Source organism: Mediterranea massiliensis (assembly GCF_900128475.1).
In the GTDB taxonomy this organism is placed as follows: Bacteria; Bacteroidota; Bacteroidia; order Bacteroidales; family Bacteroidaceae; genus Bacteroides; species Bacteroides massiliensis_E.
This window is the reverse complement of sequence record NZ_LT635834.1, coordinates 48,698-65,044: the sequence shown is the minus strand read 5'-3', so window position 1 is coordinate 65,044 and position 16,347 is coordinate 48,698. Positions and strand designations below refer to the sequence as shown.

Below are 16,347 nucleotides of genomic sequence, written 5' to 3'. Positions count from 1 at the left end.
CTATGTCAAATTTCATCTTAATCTTATCCAAAAATAGTGATAATAGGCTTCGGCGGTGTGCTGCGACCATTGCTTTTTATTTTTTTTATTATTTCTTAAGCGTACTGTTCAATCCGTTCATTTTTCTGTTGTGGAATAGGAGATTATAGAGTATCTTTGCGGAAAAAAGGAGGAATATATCATGTTTTCAGCATTCAATTTTCAGCAGATGATCAGTGCATTTATCGTACTTTTTGCTGTGATAGACATCATTGGAGCCATTCCCATCATCATCAACCTGAAGGAGAAAGGCAAGGATGTGAATGCGATGAAAGCTACCTTGATATCGTTTGCCCTTCTGCTGGGCTTCTTCTATGCGGGCGACTGGATGCTCCAGCTGTTCCATGTAGACATCGAGTCGTTTGCCATTGCGGGTGCGGTGGTCATTTTCCTGATGGCGCTCGAAATGATTCTCGACATCGAAATCTTCAAGAACCAGGGACCGATTAAGGAAGCTACGCTGGTGCCGCTGGTCTTCCCGTTGCTGGCCGGTGCCGGCGCTTTTACGACCTTGCTTACCCTGCGTGCCGAGTATGCCAGTATCAACATCATCATCGCCTTGGTGCTGAACATGATTTGGGTTTATTTTGTGGTCAGCATGACGGGACGTGTGGAGCGTTTTCTCGGTAAAGGGGGCATCTACATTATCCGTAAATTCTTTGGAATTATTCTGTTGGCCGTTTCTGTCCGCCTGTTCACGGTCAACATCACCGCCCTCATCGAGGCTCTGCAAAAGTAATCCATACAACACCTTTTACCGGTTCTTCCAGAAGCTGGGGTAGAAAAGCAGCAGTACGCAGAACATTTCCAGACGGCCCACCAGCATCAGGAAGGAAAGAATCCATTTGGCAGCATCGGGCAGAGCATTCCAGGAGTAGGCGGGTCCGAAGTTGCCCAGGCCGGGACCTACGTTTCCGATACTCGAGATGACGGTACTAAGCGACTCTTCGAAGCCGACGCCCAAAAACATGAGTGCTATCCAGCCTATCAGGATGATAATCATGTAGAGGACAATGAAAAAGGCTACGGACAGCACGGTATTCGACGCGATGGCCTGCCGGTCTACGCGGATAGGCAGTACGGCATTGGGGTGGAGCATGCGTCGGAAACTGTTGCGGATACCTTTGACCATCATCAGAAGGCGCATATACTTGATGCCGCCAGCTGTTGAACCCGTGCATCCGCCGGCCAGCATGGCAAAGATGAGCAGTACCCATGTGAACGGAGGCCACAAGCAATAGTCGTCGGTGCCGAAACCGCAGGAAGTATGAATACTGGCCACTTGGAACAGGGATTTGCGGAATGCGGTCTCAATGTCATATTGGTTGTAGATGAACAGGGCTACCGTGATGATGCCTGTCAGAATGAAGATGGAGGACAGGAACCAGCGGAGTTCCTCATCGCGGAACATCTTGGATACTTTGCCTTTTATTATCAGGTAGAACAGCCCGAAGTTGAAGCTGGAAATAATCATAAAGGACGAAATCACATACTCGATGAAAGGAGAATTCCAATAGGCTACACTGGCTTGTTTGGTCGAATATCCGCCGGTAGCGGTCGTGGCGAAGGCGTGACAGACGGCATCGAACCAGTTCATGCCACCGATGTATAATAGGAGAGTGACCGAGGTCGTTAGCATGAGGTATACCCCCCAGATCCATTTGACCATGATGCTGATTTTGGGATGCAGTTTGTTGTGGGTGACCCCTGTTGCTTCGGCTGAAAAAAGTTGCATGTTCCCTTCATTGAAAATGGGCAGGATGGCAATGGCGAAACAGACAATTCCCAAACCGCCTATCCATTGGGTCAGGCTGCGCCAGAAGAGGATGCCGTGCGGCTGGCTGTCAATGTTGTCCATAATGGTGGCTCCCGTTGTGGTGAACCCCGACATGGTTTCAAAAAAAGCGTTGGTAATGCTGTCTACACTGCCGCTCAGGTAGAAGGGGAGCATGCCGAAGGCCGAAAACAGTACCCACGACAGGCTGGCAATGCAATAGCCGTCACGCTTGGTCAGCTTCCGTTCGGCACCGCGGCTCAATAGGATCAGAACGATGCCTACGGCTGTATTGATTGCTGCCGTTTGTAGGAAAGTCAGTGTTTCTTTCTCCTCATAAAACCAAGAAACCAGCGCGCAGAGCAGGAACATGGCTGTTTCCACGAAGAGCAGGATGCCCAGTACACGTATGATGATTTTCGTATTGATGAGGCTGTTTTTCCGTTTTCTCATCGACTGGTCGTATAGTGTGTCCGCAATAAATCCTTCCATGCCGTTAGGGTTGTTAAAAGTCTTTTGGGTTTACAAACAGGGAGTTACAGGATGTCCCTCTTCTGTTTGGCAGGGCAAAAATAAGATTGTGAGAGGAATTAAACAACTTTTTGCGTTTAAAAACATGAAAATAAGGGCTCATTCGGGTTCCTCCGTATGCTTGTCTTCTCCTTGCAACTGCTGGTCATCGGGTGGGATGCCGTCTGTTCTATCTTCTCCCTCTTTTTCTTCGTCTTCCTCATCCTGTTCGTCTTCGTCGGCAAACGGATCGGGGCGTTGGGGACCGTAGTTCATGAAGCCTATTGCACACAGCATGCCCGCAATGGCTCCTCCCATGTGTCCTTCCCAGGAGGTAGAGGCTTTGGCAAATTGGGGAAACATGTTCCAGACCAGTCCTCCGTACAGAAAGGTGACCAGCAATGAAATGGCGATGAGGGGTACATGTCTGCGCAAAATGCCGCTGAAGAACAGGAAAAAGGCCAGGCCGTAGATGATGCCGCTCGAACCGATATGCCATCCGCTCTTGCCGAACAGAAAGGTAAAGATGCCGCCTCCTATCCAGACGAGGAAGAAAATGCGGGGCGCGATGCCTTTGTAAAAATAAAACAGGCACCAGGACAGGAAGAACAATGGAAGACTGTTGGCTGCCAGATGGCTGAAACTGCTATGGACCAGCGGGTGGGCGAAGATGCCGAACACCCCCCGTTTTTCCCTCGGATAGATTCCCAGATGGGTGAAATCCCATCCCATGCCGACCTCTAAAATCTTCAACATGTACAGGATGAAAAGAAAGAACAGCGGGATGGCGGCTGCCAGAAAAATTCGTTGTATATCTCGTTTCATAGGGCGTTCATGAGGCTTTTTGACACATGCTATATGCTAATCGGATGCAATACTACAATTATTTGGTCGAAAAGCGAAAAAAAAGTCATTTTTTATTTTGCGTGTATACATTAATTTGTATTTTTGGGCATTGCTACAACTATCTGTAGGGCATAGTGAACCTGAATTTTTAACCTTTAATTTAAATAATGCACAACTATGAGTTATTTACGATTTGACAAGACGCTGATGATTAATTTGGAAGAGTCGCTCCCGCGGGAGATACTCCGTACAAACAAGTCGGGTGCCTATCATTGTACAACGATTGTAGATTGTAACACACGCAAATATCACGGCTTGTTGGTGATCCCCGTCCCCAACTTGGACGATGAGAATCATGTGCTGCTCTCTTCTTTGGACGAAACGGTAATTCAGCACGGTGCAGAGTTTAACCTGGGATTGCACAAGTATCAAGGCAATCATTTCAGTCCCAACGGACATAAATACATCCGTGAGTTCGACTGCGAGCATGTCCCGGCTACAACTTACCGTGTGGGAGGCGTTATCCTCCGTAAGGAAAAGATTTTTGTACACCATGAGAACCGCATTCTGATACGCTACACGCTGGTCGATGCCCATTCGGCCACGACTTTACGTTTCCGGCCGTTCCTGGCTTTCCGCAGCGTGCGCGAGTACACGCACGAGAATCCTCAGGCAAGCCGTGAGTACCAGCTGGTGGAGAACGGTATCAAGACGTGCATGTATCCCGGCTATCCGGAATTGTTCATGCAGCTGAACAAGAAAAATGAATTCCACTTCCAGCCCGACTGGTATCGGGGCATTGAGTATCCGAAGGAGCAGGAACGTGGTTACGATTTCAATGAGGACCTGTATGTGCCCGGTTATTTTGAAGTGGATATCAAGAAAGGGGAGAGCGTCGTGTTCTCTGCCGGTATTTCGGAAGTGGACACCCGCAAGCTGAAGCAGACATTCGAGGCAGAAGCAGCCGACCGTACTCCGCGCGACAGCTTCTACCACTGCCTGAAGAACTCGGCCCATCAGTTCCACAACAAGCAGGGTGACGAACATTACATCCTTGCAGGCTATCCCTGGTTCAAGTGTCGTGCGCGCGACCTCTTCATCTCACTGCCCGGCCTGACGCTGGCCGTCGACGAACAGGATGAGTTCGAGGATGTGATGAAGACGGCCGAGAAGGCGCTCCGCCAGTTTATGAACGGCGAGACTGTGACCTATAAAATTTACGAGATGGAGCATCCCGACATCCTGTTGTGGGCTATCTGGTGCTTGCAGCAGTATGCCAAGTTCACTTCCCGTGAGCGTTGCCGCCAGATGTATGGCAGCCTGCTCGAAGATATGCTCGAGTATATCCGTAGCCGCAAGCACGACAACCTGTTCTTGCACGACAACGGCCTGCTCTATACCAACGGGACCGAACATCCGGTGACGTGGATGAACTCCGTGGCCAATGGACGGCCGGTCGTTCCGCGTACGGGGTATGTGGTCGAAATCAACGCGTTGTGGTACAATGCCCTTCGCTTCGTGGCCGACATGGTTCGCGAAGGCGGTAACGAGCCCCTGGCACAGGCGTTGGAGCAACAGGCGGAAGTGACGGGCAAGTCGTTTGTCGAAGTCTTCCGCAATGAATATGGCTATCTGTTCGATTATGTGGATGGCTATATGATGGACTGGAGTGTTCGTCCGAATATGATATTTACCGTGGCTTTCGATTATTCTCCGCTGGACCGCGTACAGAAGCGCCAGGTACTGGATATTGTGACCAAGGAACTCTTGACACCGAAAGGTCTCCGTACGTTGAGCCCGAAGAGCGGCGGTTACAATCCGAACTATGTAGGGCCGCAGACGCAGCGCGATTATGCCTACCATCAGGGAACAGCCTGGCCCTGGCTGATGGGCTTCTACATGGAAGCTTATCTGCGCATCTACAAGATGAGCGGCATTTCGTTTGTGGAGCGGCATCTCATCGGCATGGAAGACGAGATGGGCCGCCATTGCATCAGTACTCTGCCCGAACTCTTCGATGGCAATCCGCCGTTTGTTGGGAGAGGAGCCATCTCGTTTGCGATGAATGTGGCCGAAATCCTGCGCATTTTGAGTTTGCTGTATAAGTATGAACAAATAGAGAAAAAAGAGGAGGAACGCAAATGAAAGTATTAATGTTTGGATGGGAATTTCCTCCCAAAATATATGGAGGTCTGGCGGTAGCTTCTTACGGCATTACCAAAGGCCTGAGTCTGCAAGGCGATGTAGAAACCATCTTCTGCATGCCTAAGCCTAACGGTGATGAAGAGAAGTTCCTCAAGATTGTCGGAATGAACCAGGTGCCGGTTGTCTGGCGCGGGGTCGACTACGACTATCTGAAGTCCCGCCTTTATGGTCAGATGACGCCGGAGGACTATTACAGTTACCGCGACCATATTTATGCCGATTTTTCTTATCTGCACGTCAACGACCTGGGCTGCATGGAGTTTGCCGGCGGCTATCCGGGCAATCTGCATGAAGAGATCAATAACTTCTCCATCATTGCCGGGGTGGTGGCACGCAAGGAACAATTTGATATTATCCATGCCCACGACTGGCTGACCTATCCGGCCGGGGTACATGCCAAGATGGTAAGTGGCAAGCCATTGTGCATTCATGTACATGCCACGGACTTCGACCGCTCGCGCGGTAAGGTCAATCCGACAGTCTACTCCATCGAGAAGAACGGTATGGATTATGCCGACTGTATCATGTGTGTGTCCGAGCTGACCCGCCGTACAGTTATCAACGAATATCATCAGGACCCGCGGAAGGTGTTTGCCATGCACAATGCCGTGTATCCGCTGTCGCAGGATCTGCAGGACATTCCTCGTCCCGATCATTCCAAGGAGAAGATTGTCACCTTCCTGGGTCGTATCACCATGCAGAAGGGCCCGGAATATTTCGTGGAGGCTGCCGCTATGGTATTGAGCCGTACACGGAACATTCGTTTTGTGATGGCTGGTTCGGGCGATATGCTGAATGCCATGATCAATCTGGCTGCCGAGCGCGGCATCGCAGACCGCTTCCATTTCCCCGGCTTCATGAAGGGACGGCAGGTGTACGAGGTTTACAAGGACAGCGACGTTTTTGTCATGCCTTCCGTGTCGGAGCCGTTCGGCATAGCGCCGCTGGAGGCCATGCAGTGCGGCACTCCTTCCATTATCTCCAAGCAGTCGGGCTGCGGTGAAATTCTGGACAAGGTCATTAAGGTAGATTACTGGGATATCCACGCCATGGCCGATGCCATTTATTCCATTTGTACCAATCCGGCCCTGTTCCAGTATCTGCAGGAAGAGGGCAAGAAGGAAGTTGACGGTATCACATGGGAAAAGGTAGGCCTGCGTATCCGTGCCCTCTACGAGAATGTATTAAGAAACTATGGTAAATAACAAAACAAGAATAGGAAATGAGAACGATTTGTCTTTATTTTGAAATACACCAGATTATTCACCTGAAACGTTATCGTTTCTTCGACATTGGCACTGACCACTATTATTATGATGACTACGCCAATGAAACCAGTATCAGTGATGTGGCCGAACATTCTTATATTCCGGCACTGACAACTCTGCTGGAAATGGTCAAAAATTCGGGAGGAGCTTTTAAAGTCGCCTTCTCCATCTCGGGTGTGGCACTGGAACAGCTGGAGATTTATGCTCCTACCGTTTTGGACCTCCTGCATCAGCTGAACGACACCGGCTGCTGCGAATTCCTGGCAGAACCTTATTCCCATGGCCTGTCTTCGTTGGCCAACGAAGATTGCTTCAAGGAAGAAGTGATGCGCCAGAGCAACAAGATGAAACAGATGTTTGGCAAAACCCCCAAGGTGTTCCGTAACTCGAGCCTGATCTACAACGATGAGATCGGTGCCGTAGTGGCCAGCATGGGCTTCAAGGGTATGCTGACCGAGGGTGCCAAGCATGTGCTGGGTTGGAAGAGTCCGCACTACGTATACCATTGCAACATGAATCCCAATCTGAAGTTGCTGTTGCGCGACTTCAAGTTGTCCGACGATATCAGTCTGCGTTTCTCCAATTCCGACTGGAGCGAGTATCCGCTGTTTGCTGACAAGTATATCTCCTGGATTGATTCATTGCCGCAGGAAGAGCAGGTCATCAATATCTTTATGGAATTGTGTGCGCTGGGCAAGTATCAGCCGCTGTCTTCCAATATTCTGGAGTTCATGAAGGCGTTGCCTGCTTGTGCCAAGGAGAAGGGCATTACGTTCTCTACACCAACCGAAATCGTGACGAAGCTGAAGTCCGTATCCCAGCTCGATGTTCCCTATCCGATGTCATGGGTCGACGAAGAGAGAGATACCAGCTGCTGGCTTGGAAACGTGATGCAGCGTGAAGCTTTCAACAAGCTCTATAGTGTGGCCGAACGCGTACATTTGTGCGACGACCGTCGTATCAAGCAGGACTGGAATTATCTGCAGGCCAGCAATAATTTCCGTTTCATGACTACCAAGAGTTCCAGTATCTCTCTGTATCGTGGTATCTATGAGTCGCCTTACGATGCATTCACTAACTACATGAATATCTTGGGCGATTTCATCAAGCGGGTGGATTCTCTGTACCCTGTAGACATCGACAATGAAGAACTGAATGCCCTGCTTACTACCATCAAGAACCAGGGGGATGAGATTGATGAGCTGCATAAGGAACTTGATGATGTACGCAGCAAGCTGGTGAAGGAAAAGGAAACGGTGGAGAAGCTGACCGAAAAGAAGGCTGCTGCCAAGAAAACTACTTCCAAGACTGTTGCTACCAAGAAGAAGACAACAGCCAAGACTAAGGAAGAGTAACGCTAGAACAGTATAAAGAAAGACTCCCGCCCTTCAGAAGGAGGGCGGGAGTCTTTCTTTATTTTATGTTGTGTGTATAAAGGGATTATTGTTCAAATTGTGTGTAGGTTACCTCCAGCGTCAGCTTTGTACCTCCGTTTTCGGGGTCACCGCCTTGCAGTTTGGCATAGCCGGGCTGCAGGTCGTGCTGTACGGCTGTGGTGGTGCTACTGTTGCTGGTACTGCTTGTACTTTGTGTCGTGATGCTGACGGGGATGAGCAATACCTTGTTCCAGTCGGGGTGTTGTGCATTCCATTCCTCATTCCAGGCCGCTTCGTCCCAGTTGGCTCCTGCACTCTGTTGGGCGGCATTGCGGGCAGCCTTCTTTTCATTGATGCAGGTCGATACCAGTCGGGCGATGTTCTGGAAAGTATATTGGTTGGTCGCTACATTGTTGTGGCTGGCCGTAAATGAAGTGATGTTGTCGTTCACCTTATTTTCTTCAAAGAACGTGCTTAAGTCCTGTTTGCGCAGTAACAGTACGTTGCTGGGTACGTTCATGCTGAATTTGTAGTTGCTCTTTTCGTTATAGTTGGTGAAGGTCAGCTTCACGGCGTTCAGTGTGTCGTTGGCCAGTTCCTCATAGATTTCATCGTAGGGCAGGGTAGCTTCCGTAAAGATGCCGGCCGGCGATTTGATGTAGGTCCATTCTTTTTCGGCTGCCTTTTCCTTTAGCTTGTCCGAGTTTTCGAAATGGTTCGCTTGGATTACTTCCTTGGTAGATGCAAAGATGGTCTGCCGACCAATGTAGGTCGAGTCGTCGCCGATGCTGCCGTTGGCATCGTTCACCTTTTTCGTCAGCTTCACGCCCAGGCTGTCCACGTAATGGAACTGGAACTGGAATTCCAGGTCCACACGGTCCACGTAGAGAATGGTACCGTCGCCATAGTCATTCTGGATGCATACGCCGGGGAATACATTTTCGATGAAGGCGTCCGCATTTTTGAAATATTCGGGATGGCTCTTGTTTTCGTCGTATATCTTCTGTCCGATTTCCGTATCCAGGTTGAACACGATGTTCGGCGAGTAGATGGCATTCCCGTTGGAGTCGGTGGCTTTCCGTATAGAGTCGGACACGGTGGCGTCGTAGGCTGTATAGGCCTTTCGTCCCAGCAGGGTGCCCTTGTAGAGGTCCGTATTGATGTCCGTATAGCGATAGTGGCGATTCTCGTCTTTCCGTTCCTGTGCCCATTGATTGTTCAGTTCATAGGCGCTCATGCGGCAGGCGTTCAGCGAGTCTCCAAACCACGTGCTGTAGTAGACAATCAGTCGGACACCTCTTACCTTTTCATCCACCAGTGTACCCTTTCCTTTCAGTGTATCGTTCTCGATGTATTCCTCGTAGACATCGGGCAGGATATCTTCGAACTTGAAGTTGTCCGTGCAGTTCAGTTCCGTCAGGAAGCTGGCGGTGTAGCTGCCGAAGTCCGGGTCGGTAAAGCGGCCCACGTAGCCGGTACTGGTCTTGGCGTAGACCGAATCTACCAGGTACGATTGGGTAGTAACCTGGAAAGTTGTGGTGTGCGATGACATTCCGTCTGATGAGGGAAGCATGCTCATGCCCAGTGTGTTGGTCGTATCATCGCAGGCTGTCAGCAGAGTCAGCACCGAGGTGAGCAGGGCTCCTATGAATTTTGCTTTCATTTTATTTACGAGTTCAGGTTCTATGTAGTTTAAGGATATTTATTCGGTTTCACTCACCAAGTCGTAGAAGCTGTTGCAGCGGTCGGCAAAGTTGTCGTCGTTCTGGTATTCCAGTATCGGTTTGCCCAGGCTGCGTGCATAGTCCAGTACTTCCTGGTTGGCATTGGGACTCTGCTGGATGATGCCGTCCGAGTATTCTACTGCCAGCTTGCATAGGGTGGTATAGTTGATGGGATCCTTCAGTATGGAGATATCCTTCTTGGTGATGCCCTTCAGCATCAGCAGGTTGGTGAATTCCGGATGGAAGGTCTGCTTGAAGTCGTTGCCATACAGTGAGAAAATCACTTTGGAACTTCTGAACGAAGGTTCGTCCCGATAGGCTTTCTTGATGTAGAGGGGAGCTAGAGCCGTCATCCAGCTTTGGCAATGGATGATGTCGGGACACCAGCGCAGCTTCTTCACCGTTTCAAGTACACCGCGGGCGTAGAAGATGGTGCGTGCATCGTTGTCCTCGTATTCCTCTCCGTTTTCGTCGGTTGCCTGCAAGCGGTTTTGGAAGTAGTCATCGTTGTCGATGAAGTATACCTGCATGCGTGCCGACTGGATGGAGGCTACCTTGATGATGAGTGGATGGTCAGTATCGTCGATGATGAGGTTCATACCCGACAGGCGGATCACTTCGTGGAGCTGGTTGCGCCGTTCGTTGATATTTCCCCATTTGGGCATGAACGTCCTGATTTCTCTGCCTCTTTCCTGGATGGCTTGCGGCAGATTGCGGCCGGTCAGAGACAATTCGGTTTCCGGTACGTAAGGAGTAATTTCTTGGGTGATAAATAAAACCTTATTAGCCTTTGTCATAATCAGTTCTCAAATTATTGCGCAAAGTTACAAAAAAAACGCTCATTACGCCAAAAAAGCCTTGGCTATTATTCCTTATGATTTGTTAAGTACTTGTATTTCAATTCTGCATAGGGGCCTTTATACTCCTCTTCACAGGTGGATTTTATGAGAAAAATGCAATATTTCTTCGTTATGTGGCAAATAATAGCTTATTTTGCACCGCTTTTTGAAACAACCCTGTAAATATCTAACTAAAAAAGTAATGAAAATAGTACATGCTATCAAGGACTTGCAGGAGGCATTGGCTAACCTGCGTGCCCAGGGTAAAACGGTAGGCCTGGTACCTACAATGGGTGCTTTGCATGCGGGGCATGCCTCGCTCGTGAAGCGCAGTGTGGCCGAGAACGATGCCACGGTTGTCAGTGTGTTCGTCAATCCTACCCAATTCAACGATAAGAACGATTTGGCTAAATATCCTCGTACGCTAGAGGCCGACTGCCGCTTGCTGGAGCAATGCGGAGCCACGGTAGTCTTTGCGCCTTCGGTCGAGGAAATCTATCCCGAACCCGATATGCGTCACTTCAGTTTCCCGCCGCTCGACACGGTGATGGAAGGGGCTTACCGTCCGGGCCACTTCAACGGCGTCTGCCAGATTGTGAGCAAACTGTTCGACTTGGTGAAGCCCGACCGCGCCTACTTCGGCGAGAAGGATTTCCAGCAGTTGGCTATCATTCGTGAGATGGTCCGTCAGCTGAAGTTTCCCCTCCAGATTGTTGGCTGCCCCATCGTCCGCGAGGCCGATGGCCTGGCTTTGAGCAGCCGTAACACCCGCCTCTCGGCCGAGCAGCGCCAGCAGGCCCTGAAGATTTCGCAGACCCTTTTTGCCAGCGTCGACTACGCTGCCACTCACACCGTGGCCCAGACGCAACAATTTGTCGAGGATGCCATCGCCGCCGCTCCGGGCCTCCGGCTGGAGTATTTCGAGCTGGTGGACGGCAACACGCTGCAGAAGATTGCCGACTGGGCCGATACCGACTATGCCGTGGGTTGCATTACCGTCTTTTGCGGGGAGGTCCGCCTGATTGATAATATCAAGTACAAGTCTTAACAATAAACAGAAAGCTCTATGATGATTGAAGTATTGAAGTCCAAGATCCATTGCGCCCGTGTCACGGAAGCTAATCTGAATTACATGGGCAGCATCACCATTGACGAGGACCTCATGGATGCGGCCAACATGATTGCCGGCGAGAAGGTCTACATTGCCGACAACAACAATGGCGAACGTTTTGAGACCTATATCATTAAAGGTGAACGGGGCTCCGGCAAGGTCTGCCTCAATGGCGCCGCCGCACGGCGTGTGCAGCCCGGCGACATTGTCATCATCATGTCCTACGCACTGATGGACTTCGAGGAAGCCAAGACTTTCAAACCGACCGTGGTCTTCCCCGACCCGGACACCAACCGAGTGGTGGGCTGATCGGTTCCGATTCATCGGTTTTCAATTCTGGTAAATAGTGGAAGAGGCTGTCTCAAATAAACTTTGAGATGGCCTTTTTTGTGTCTATAAAAAAATGGGCAAGCCCGAACTTCTCTCAGCCAGAACTTGCCCGTTTCCCTAATTTTTTGTATCTTAGGGAACCAAGTTAAGATATCCCAAAGATAATGTTTAAAAGTTACACATCCAACGATAATCTGCTTTTACCTCCATGTTTAGGCGATTTTATCCCCCAGAACGATCCAGTCCGTGTTGTTCACCGTATCATTGAACAGATAAACCTTGAAGAACTTTACCGTAAGTATTCCCCTAAAGGCTGTTCTGCGTACCACCCACGTATGATGCTTCAAATTCTTGTCTATGCTTATTTGCGTAATATCTATTCCAGCCGTCGCATAGAAGAATTCTGTCGCAATGACATCCGCTTCATGTGGCTTACCGGCAATGTGACTCCTGATCATAACACCCTCAACCGTTTTCGCAGCAGCCGGCTGAAGGATGTACTGAAGACAATATTTGCCACCATTGTAAAGTTTCTCGTGTCGGAAGGTTTTGTAAGTCTGGATGTAGCCTGTACCGACGGGACGAAGATGGAGGCGAACGCCAACCGTTATACGTTCGTCTGGGGCAAGTCCATACATACCCGCATATCCAGAATCGCGGAACAGCTTGAAGAGATATGGCAGTACGCCGAGTCTGTCACCAAACAGGAACTGCGTGGTTCCGCTCCGGTCACCTGTCAGGATATCACTCCGGAGAAAGTAGAAAAGGCACTCAAGCAGATTGATGATGCCCTGAATGAAGTGGATGCGGACAAGAAAATGAAAGCGAAGGTAAGACGTGTAAGGAAGTCATGGCCAGAACAGCTCAGGAAATATGAATCACAGGGAAAGATACTTGACGGACGCAACAGCTATTCAAAGACGGACAATGACGCCACCTTCATGCGTATGAAAGAAGACCATATGAGGAATGGACAACTCAAACCCGGATATAATACCCAAATCAGTACCAACAGGCAGTTCATTCTGGACTATACCCTCCATCAGTGTGCGGGAGATACCTCCACCTATTCTCTGCATATGGATGATTTTCATTTCCTTTACGACAGATACCCTGACATATCTGTCTGTGATGCCGGATACGGGAGTGAAGAGAACTATCTGTATGCTTCCAGACATGGCATTAAAACCTTCATAAAGTACAATTATTTTCATAAGGAACAGAAAAAGAACTTCAGAAATGACCCTTTTCTGTCTGCCAACTTCTACTATAATGAAGAAACGGACGGAATGTACTGTCCGATGGGACAAAGGATGGAAAGACTTGCTGATATAACGCGTTCGACAGACAACGGTTTTGAGCAGACCATATCAAGATACAGAGCACGTAACTGTAAAGGCTGCCCGTTAAGATGCCGGTGTCACAGAAGCCAGTCGGAAAGGATTGTACAGGTAAATCACCGTCTGAGGAAAATCAAGGAAAGAGAACGTGAAAAGCTACTCTCTGATGAAGGTCTGAAATATCGCAGTCAGCGACCACAGGATGTGGAGGCTGTATTTGGAAACCTCAAGAACAACAAGCACTTCAAGAGGTTCCAGCTTCGTGGACTTAAGAAGGTTGAGATTGAGTTCGGACTGCTGGCCATGGCACATAATCTTGCAAAAGTAGCCTCGTAGGAGGCTTATGACAACGAATAAACAGTTTGAAAGAATGATATCTTCAAAAGTAAGTTTGTAAACTCCTCTTTTGAGAAAAATGACTTCAATCTGAGATGAAACAAACAGAGGCCATCTCAAGTCTATTTTGAGACAGCCTCTTCTCTTGTGGTGCGTTTCCGTCTCTTACCGGTCGGTGTTGAGGGCCGCGGCGATGGTGTCGCGCACGCGGCGTTCTGTGGTGACGGGGCGCGTGTACTCGTCTATGTGGATGGTGCCGCCCATCGACACGGCATCGTTGTGCCACGTCATGCCGCTCTCCAGTGTCTCGCGGGCCGAGAAGTGGAACTCGCAGATGCCGGTTTCGCGGGCGATGCGGGCGATGTTGCTCTCGTTCACGCCGCAACCGGCCAGTAGGGTAATGCGTCCGGCGGCTTGCCGTTGCAGCTCGGCCAGCAGGCCGATGCCCTGTTCGGCGGTGGGCTGCTGGCCCGAGGTAAGGATGCGGTGGCAGCCCAAGGCGATGATGTCTTCGAGCGCACGGTGCGGGTCGCGGCATACGTCGAAGGCCCGGTGGAAGGTGACCGACAGCCCTTGGGCAGCGGCCATCAGGCGGCCGGTGAGGGCCTTGTCCACCTCGCCGTCAGCGGTGAGGCAGCCGAAGACCACGCCGTCGGCGCCCAGTCGGCGGGCATTTTCGATGTCTTTCAGCATGATGCGTTGCTCGAGGTCGGAATAGAGGAAGTCGCCGCTCCGTGGACGGATGATGACGTGCAGGCGGGTACGGGTCAGCAGTTCGCGGGCGGTGGCGATGTCGCCATACGGGGGAGTGGTGCCCCCTTCGGGAATACCTGCGCAGAGTTCCACACGGTGGGCTCCGCCTGCCTGTGCAGTCAGGCAGCTCTCCACGCTGTTGGCGCAGACTTCAAACTGATACTGTTTCATGGGTTCCGAGGTTGAGAGATTTGCTGTCATATCGGGAGGATGTATGGGGGGAGTTGAAAAAGTAGTCAGGCACGGAGGGCACTGGCTGAAGCCGGTGGTCCGTGCCCGACGGAGGGATTATGTGCTGTAATTTTACTTGGCGTAGCTGACGGCACGCGTCTCGCGGATGACGGTAATCTTCACCTGTCCCGGGTAAGTCATTTCGTCCTGTATCTTCTTGGCGATCTCGCCGGAGAGGCTTTCTGTCTGCTTGTCGTCTATCTTGTCGGCGCCGACGATGACGCGCAGCTCGCGGCCCGCCTGGATGGCGTAGGTCTTGGTGACGCCGGGGTAGGACATGGCCAGCTGCTCCAGGTCGTTGAGGCGTTTGATGTAGGCTTCCACGATTTCGCGGCGTGCGCCGGGGCGGGCGCCCGAAATAGCATCGCACACCTGTACGATGGGTGCCAGCAGGCTGGTCATCTCCGTCTCGTCGTGGTGGGCACCGATGGCGTTGCAGATGTCGGGCTTCTCCTTATACTTCTCGGCCAGCTTCATGCCGTAGAGGGCGTGGGGCAGTTCGGGCTCTTCGTCGGGCACCTTGCCGATGTCGTGCAGCAGTCCGGCGCGTTTGGCCTTCTTGGGGTTGAGGCCCAGCTCCGCGGCCATGACGGCGCAGAGGTTTGCCGTTTCGCGGGCGTGCTGCAGGAGGTTCTGCCCGTAGGACGAGCGATATTTCATTTTTCCGATGATGCGGATCAGTTCGGGGTGCAGGCCGTGGATACCCAGGTCGATGGTGGTGCGTTTGCCGGTCTCGATTACTTCTTCCTCGACCTGCTTGCGTACCTTGGCCACTACTTCCTCGATGCGGGCGGGGTGGATGCGTCCGTCGGTGACGAGCTGGTGCAGGGCCAGGCGGGCTATCTCGCGGCGCACGGGGTCGAAGGCGGAGAGGACGATGGCTTCGGGCGTGTCGTCCACTACGATTTCGACGCCGGTGGCGGCTTCGAGGGCACGGATGTTGCGTCCCTCACGGCCGATGATGCGGCCCTTGATTTCGTCGGACTCGATGTGGAACACGGTGACGGAGTTCTCGATGGCTGTTTCGGTGGCCACGCGCTGGATGGTCTGGATGACGATGCGCTTGGCTTCCTTGGTGGCGGTCATCTTGGCATCGTCCATGATGTCGTTGATGTAGGACTGTGCCTGGGTCTTGGCCTCTTCCTTGAGCGACTCTACCATGCGGTCGCGGGCTTCGTCGGCCGAGAGGCCCGAGATGGCTTCGAGCTTTTCGATCTCCTGGCGTTGCAGGTGGTCCAGTTCGTCCTTCTTCTTGTCGACGATACCCAGCTGTGCCTCGAGGTTCTCGCGGATGGCGTCGGCCTCCTGTTTCTTGCGCTGCAGCTCTTCCTGGCGCTGGTTCAGCACCAGTTCGCGTTGTTTCAGCTTGTTTTCGGCCTGCTGTATCTTCTGGTTGCGGGCGGCCACTTCTTTTTCGAGGTCGGCTTTCTTGTTGAGGAACTTTTCCTTTACTTCGAGTAACTTGTTCTTCTTGATGACTTCGGCTTCGGCCTCGGCGTCTTTCAGGATGCCGTCGTATTTCGTCTTCAGGCCGTGCTTGAACAGAATGTACGAGGCGGCGGCTCCGACGATGAAACAGACGATGGATACTACTATTGTAACTGCTGTCATTTTGATAATTGGTTTATATATAATAAATAAAAAGCGCACTGTCGGTGGCTTATC

Annotated in this window: 13 protein-coding genes; 7 read left to right on the top strand and 6 right to left on the bottom strand. The window is 51.1% G+C overall.

The window, feature by feature from the left end; all coding sequences use genetic code 11:
• The first annotated feature begins 181 nt into the window (after positions 1–181).
• On the top strand, positions 182–778 hold the full coding sequence (locus BQ7483_RS01545; RefSeq protein ID WP_072544595.1) for a MarC family protein: 597 nt from the start codon (positions 182–184) through the stop codon (positions 776–778).
• Between the two features lie 15 nt (positions 779–793).
• On the opposite strand, the gene BQ7483_RS01540 is transcribed toward BQ7483_RS01545, so the two are convergent.
• The gene (locus BQ7483_RS01540) at positions 794–2,305 is read right to left on the bottom strand and encodes a TrkH family potassium uptake protein (RefSeq protein ID WP_022020069.1); all 1,512 of its coding nucleotides are present in this window, start codon (positions 2,303–2,305) and stop codon (positions 794–796) included.
• A gap of 138 nt (positions 2,306–2,443) precedes the next feature.
• A complete protein-coding gene (locus BQ7483_RS01535) occupies positions 2,444–3,148 on the bottom strand; it encodes a rhomboid family intramembrane serine protease (RefSeq protein WP_022020068.1) in 705 nt (234 codons plus the stop codon).
• 198 nt (positions 3,149–3,346) lie between these two features.
• Here BQ7483_RS01535 and BQ7483_RS01530 point away from each other — a divergent pair, with 198 nt between their 5' ends.
• Genes BQ7483_RS01530 through BQ7483_RS01520 form a run of 3 tightly spaced genes read left to right on the top strand, consistent with a single transcriptional unit; the run spans position 3,347 to position 7,997 of the window.
• Positions 3,347–5,314, top strand: coding sequence for a glycogen debranching enzyme N-terminal domain-containing protein (locus BQ7483_RS01530; RefSeq protein WP_072544594.1), 1,968 nt, complete (start codon positions 3,347–3,349; stop codon positions 5,312–5,314).
• Complete coding sequence (locus BQ7483_RS01525) at positions 5,311–6,579, top strand: glycosyltransferase family 4 protein (RefSeq protein WP_022021122.1); 1,269 nt, start codon at positions 5,311–5,313, stop codon at positions 6,577–6,579. The genes BQ7483_RS01530 and BQ7483_RS01525 overlap by 4 nt, the downstream gene beginning before the upstream one ends.
• A 17-nt stretch (positions 6,580–6,596) precedes the next feature.
• Positions 6,597–7,997, top strand: a complete 1,401-nt coding sequence (locus BQ7483_RS01520) for a glycoside hydrolase family 57 protein (RefSeq protein WP_072544593.1) — start codon at positions 6,597–6,599, stop codon at positions 7,995–7,997.
• A gap of 85 nt (positions 7,998–8,082) precedes the next feature.
• Here BQ7483_RS01520 and BQ7483_RS01515 read toward each other — a convergent pair whose 3' ends face one another.
• Positions 8,083–9,681: a BamH family beta-barrel-assembly machinery protein gene (locus BQ7483_RS01515; RefSeq protein WP_072544592.1), complete on the bottom strand. Its 1,599-nt coding sequence runs from the start codon at positions 9,679–9,681 to the stop codon at positions 8,083–8,085.
• A 39-nt stretch (positions 9,682–9,720) separates the two neighbouring features.
• A complete protein-coding gene (locus tag BQ7483_RS01510; RefSeq protein WP_022021125.1) occupies positions 9,721–10,539 on the bottom strand; it encodes a glycogen/starch synthase in 819 nt (272 codons plus the stop codon).
• A gap of 244 nt (positions 10,540–10,783) precedes the next feature.
• Here BQ7483_RS01510 and panC point away from each other — a divergent pair, with 244 nt between their 5' ends.
• From panC to BQ7483_RS01495, 3 genes are all read left to right on the top strand, one after another.
• Positions 10,784–11,629: a pantoate--beta-alanine ligase gene (gene panC, locus BQ7483_RS01505; RefSeq protein WP_072544591.1), complete on the top strand. Its 846-nt coding sequence runs from the start codon at positions 10,784–10,786 to the stop codon at positions 11,627–11,629.
• A gap of 18 nt (positions 11,630–11,647) precedes the next feature.
• On the top strand, positions 11,648–12,001 hold the full coding sequence (gene panD / locus BQ7483_RS01500) for an aspartate 1-decarboxylase (RefSeq protein WP_022021127.1): 354 nt from the start codon (positions 11,648–11,650) through the stop codon (positions 11,999–12,001).
• A gap of 185 nt (positions 12,002–12,186) precedes the next feature.
• Entirely contained in the window at positions 12,187–13,698 is a 1,512-nt protein-coding gene (locus BQ7483_RS01495; protein WP_072544590.1) for an IS1182 family transposase, read from the top strand.
• Between the two features lie 165 nt (positions 13,699–13,863).
• On the opposite strand, the gene BQ7483_RS01490 is transcribed toward BQ7483_RS01495, so the two are convergent.
• Both BQ7483_RS01490 and rny read right to left on the bottom strand, forming a co-directional pair.
• Entirely contained in the window at positions 13,864–14,622 is a 759-nt protein-coding gene (locus tag BQ7483_RS01490) for a copper homeostasis protein CutC (RefSeq protein ID WP_072544589.1), read from the bottom strand.
• A gap of 132 nt (positions 14,623–14,754) precedes the next feature.
• Positions 14,755–16,293, bottom strand: coding sequence for a ribonuclease Y (rny, locus tag BQ7483_RS01485; RefSeq protein WP_022021129.1), 1,539 nt, complete (start codon positions 16,291–16,293; stop codon positions 14,755–14,757).
• Positions 16,294–16,347 lie beyond the last annotated feature (54 nt).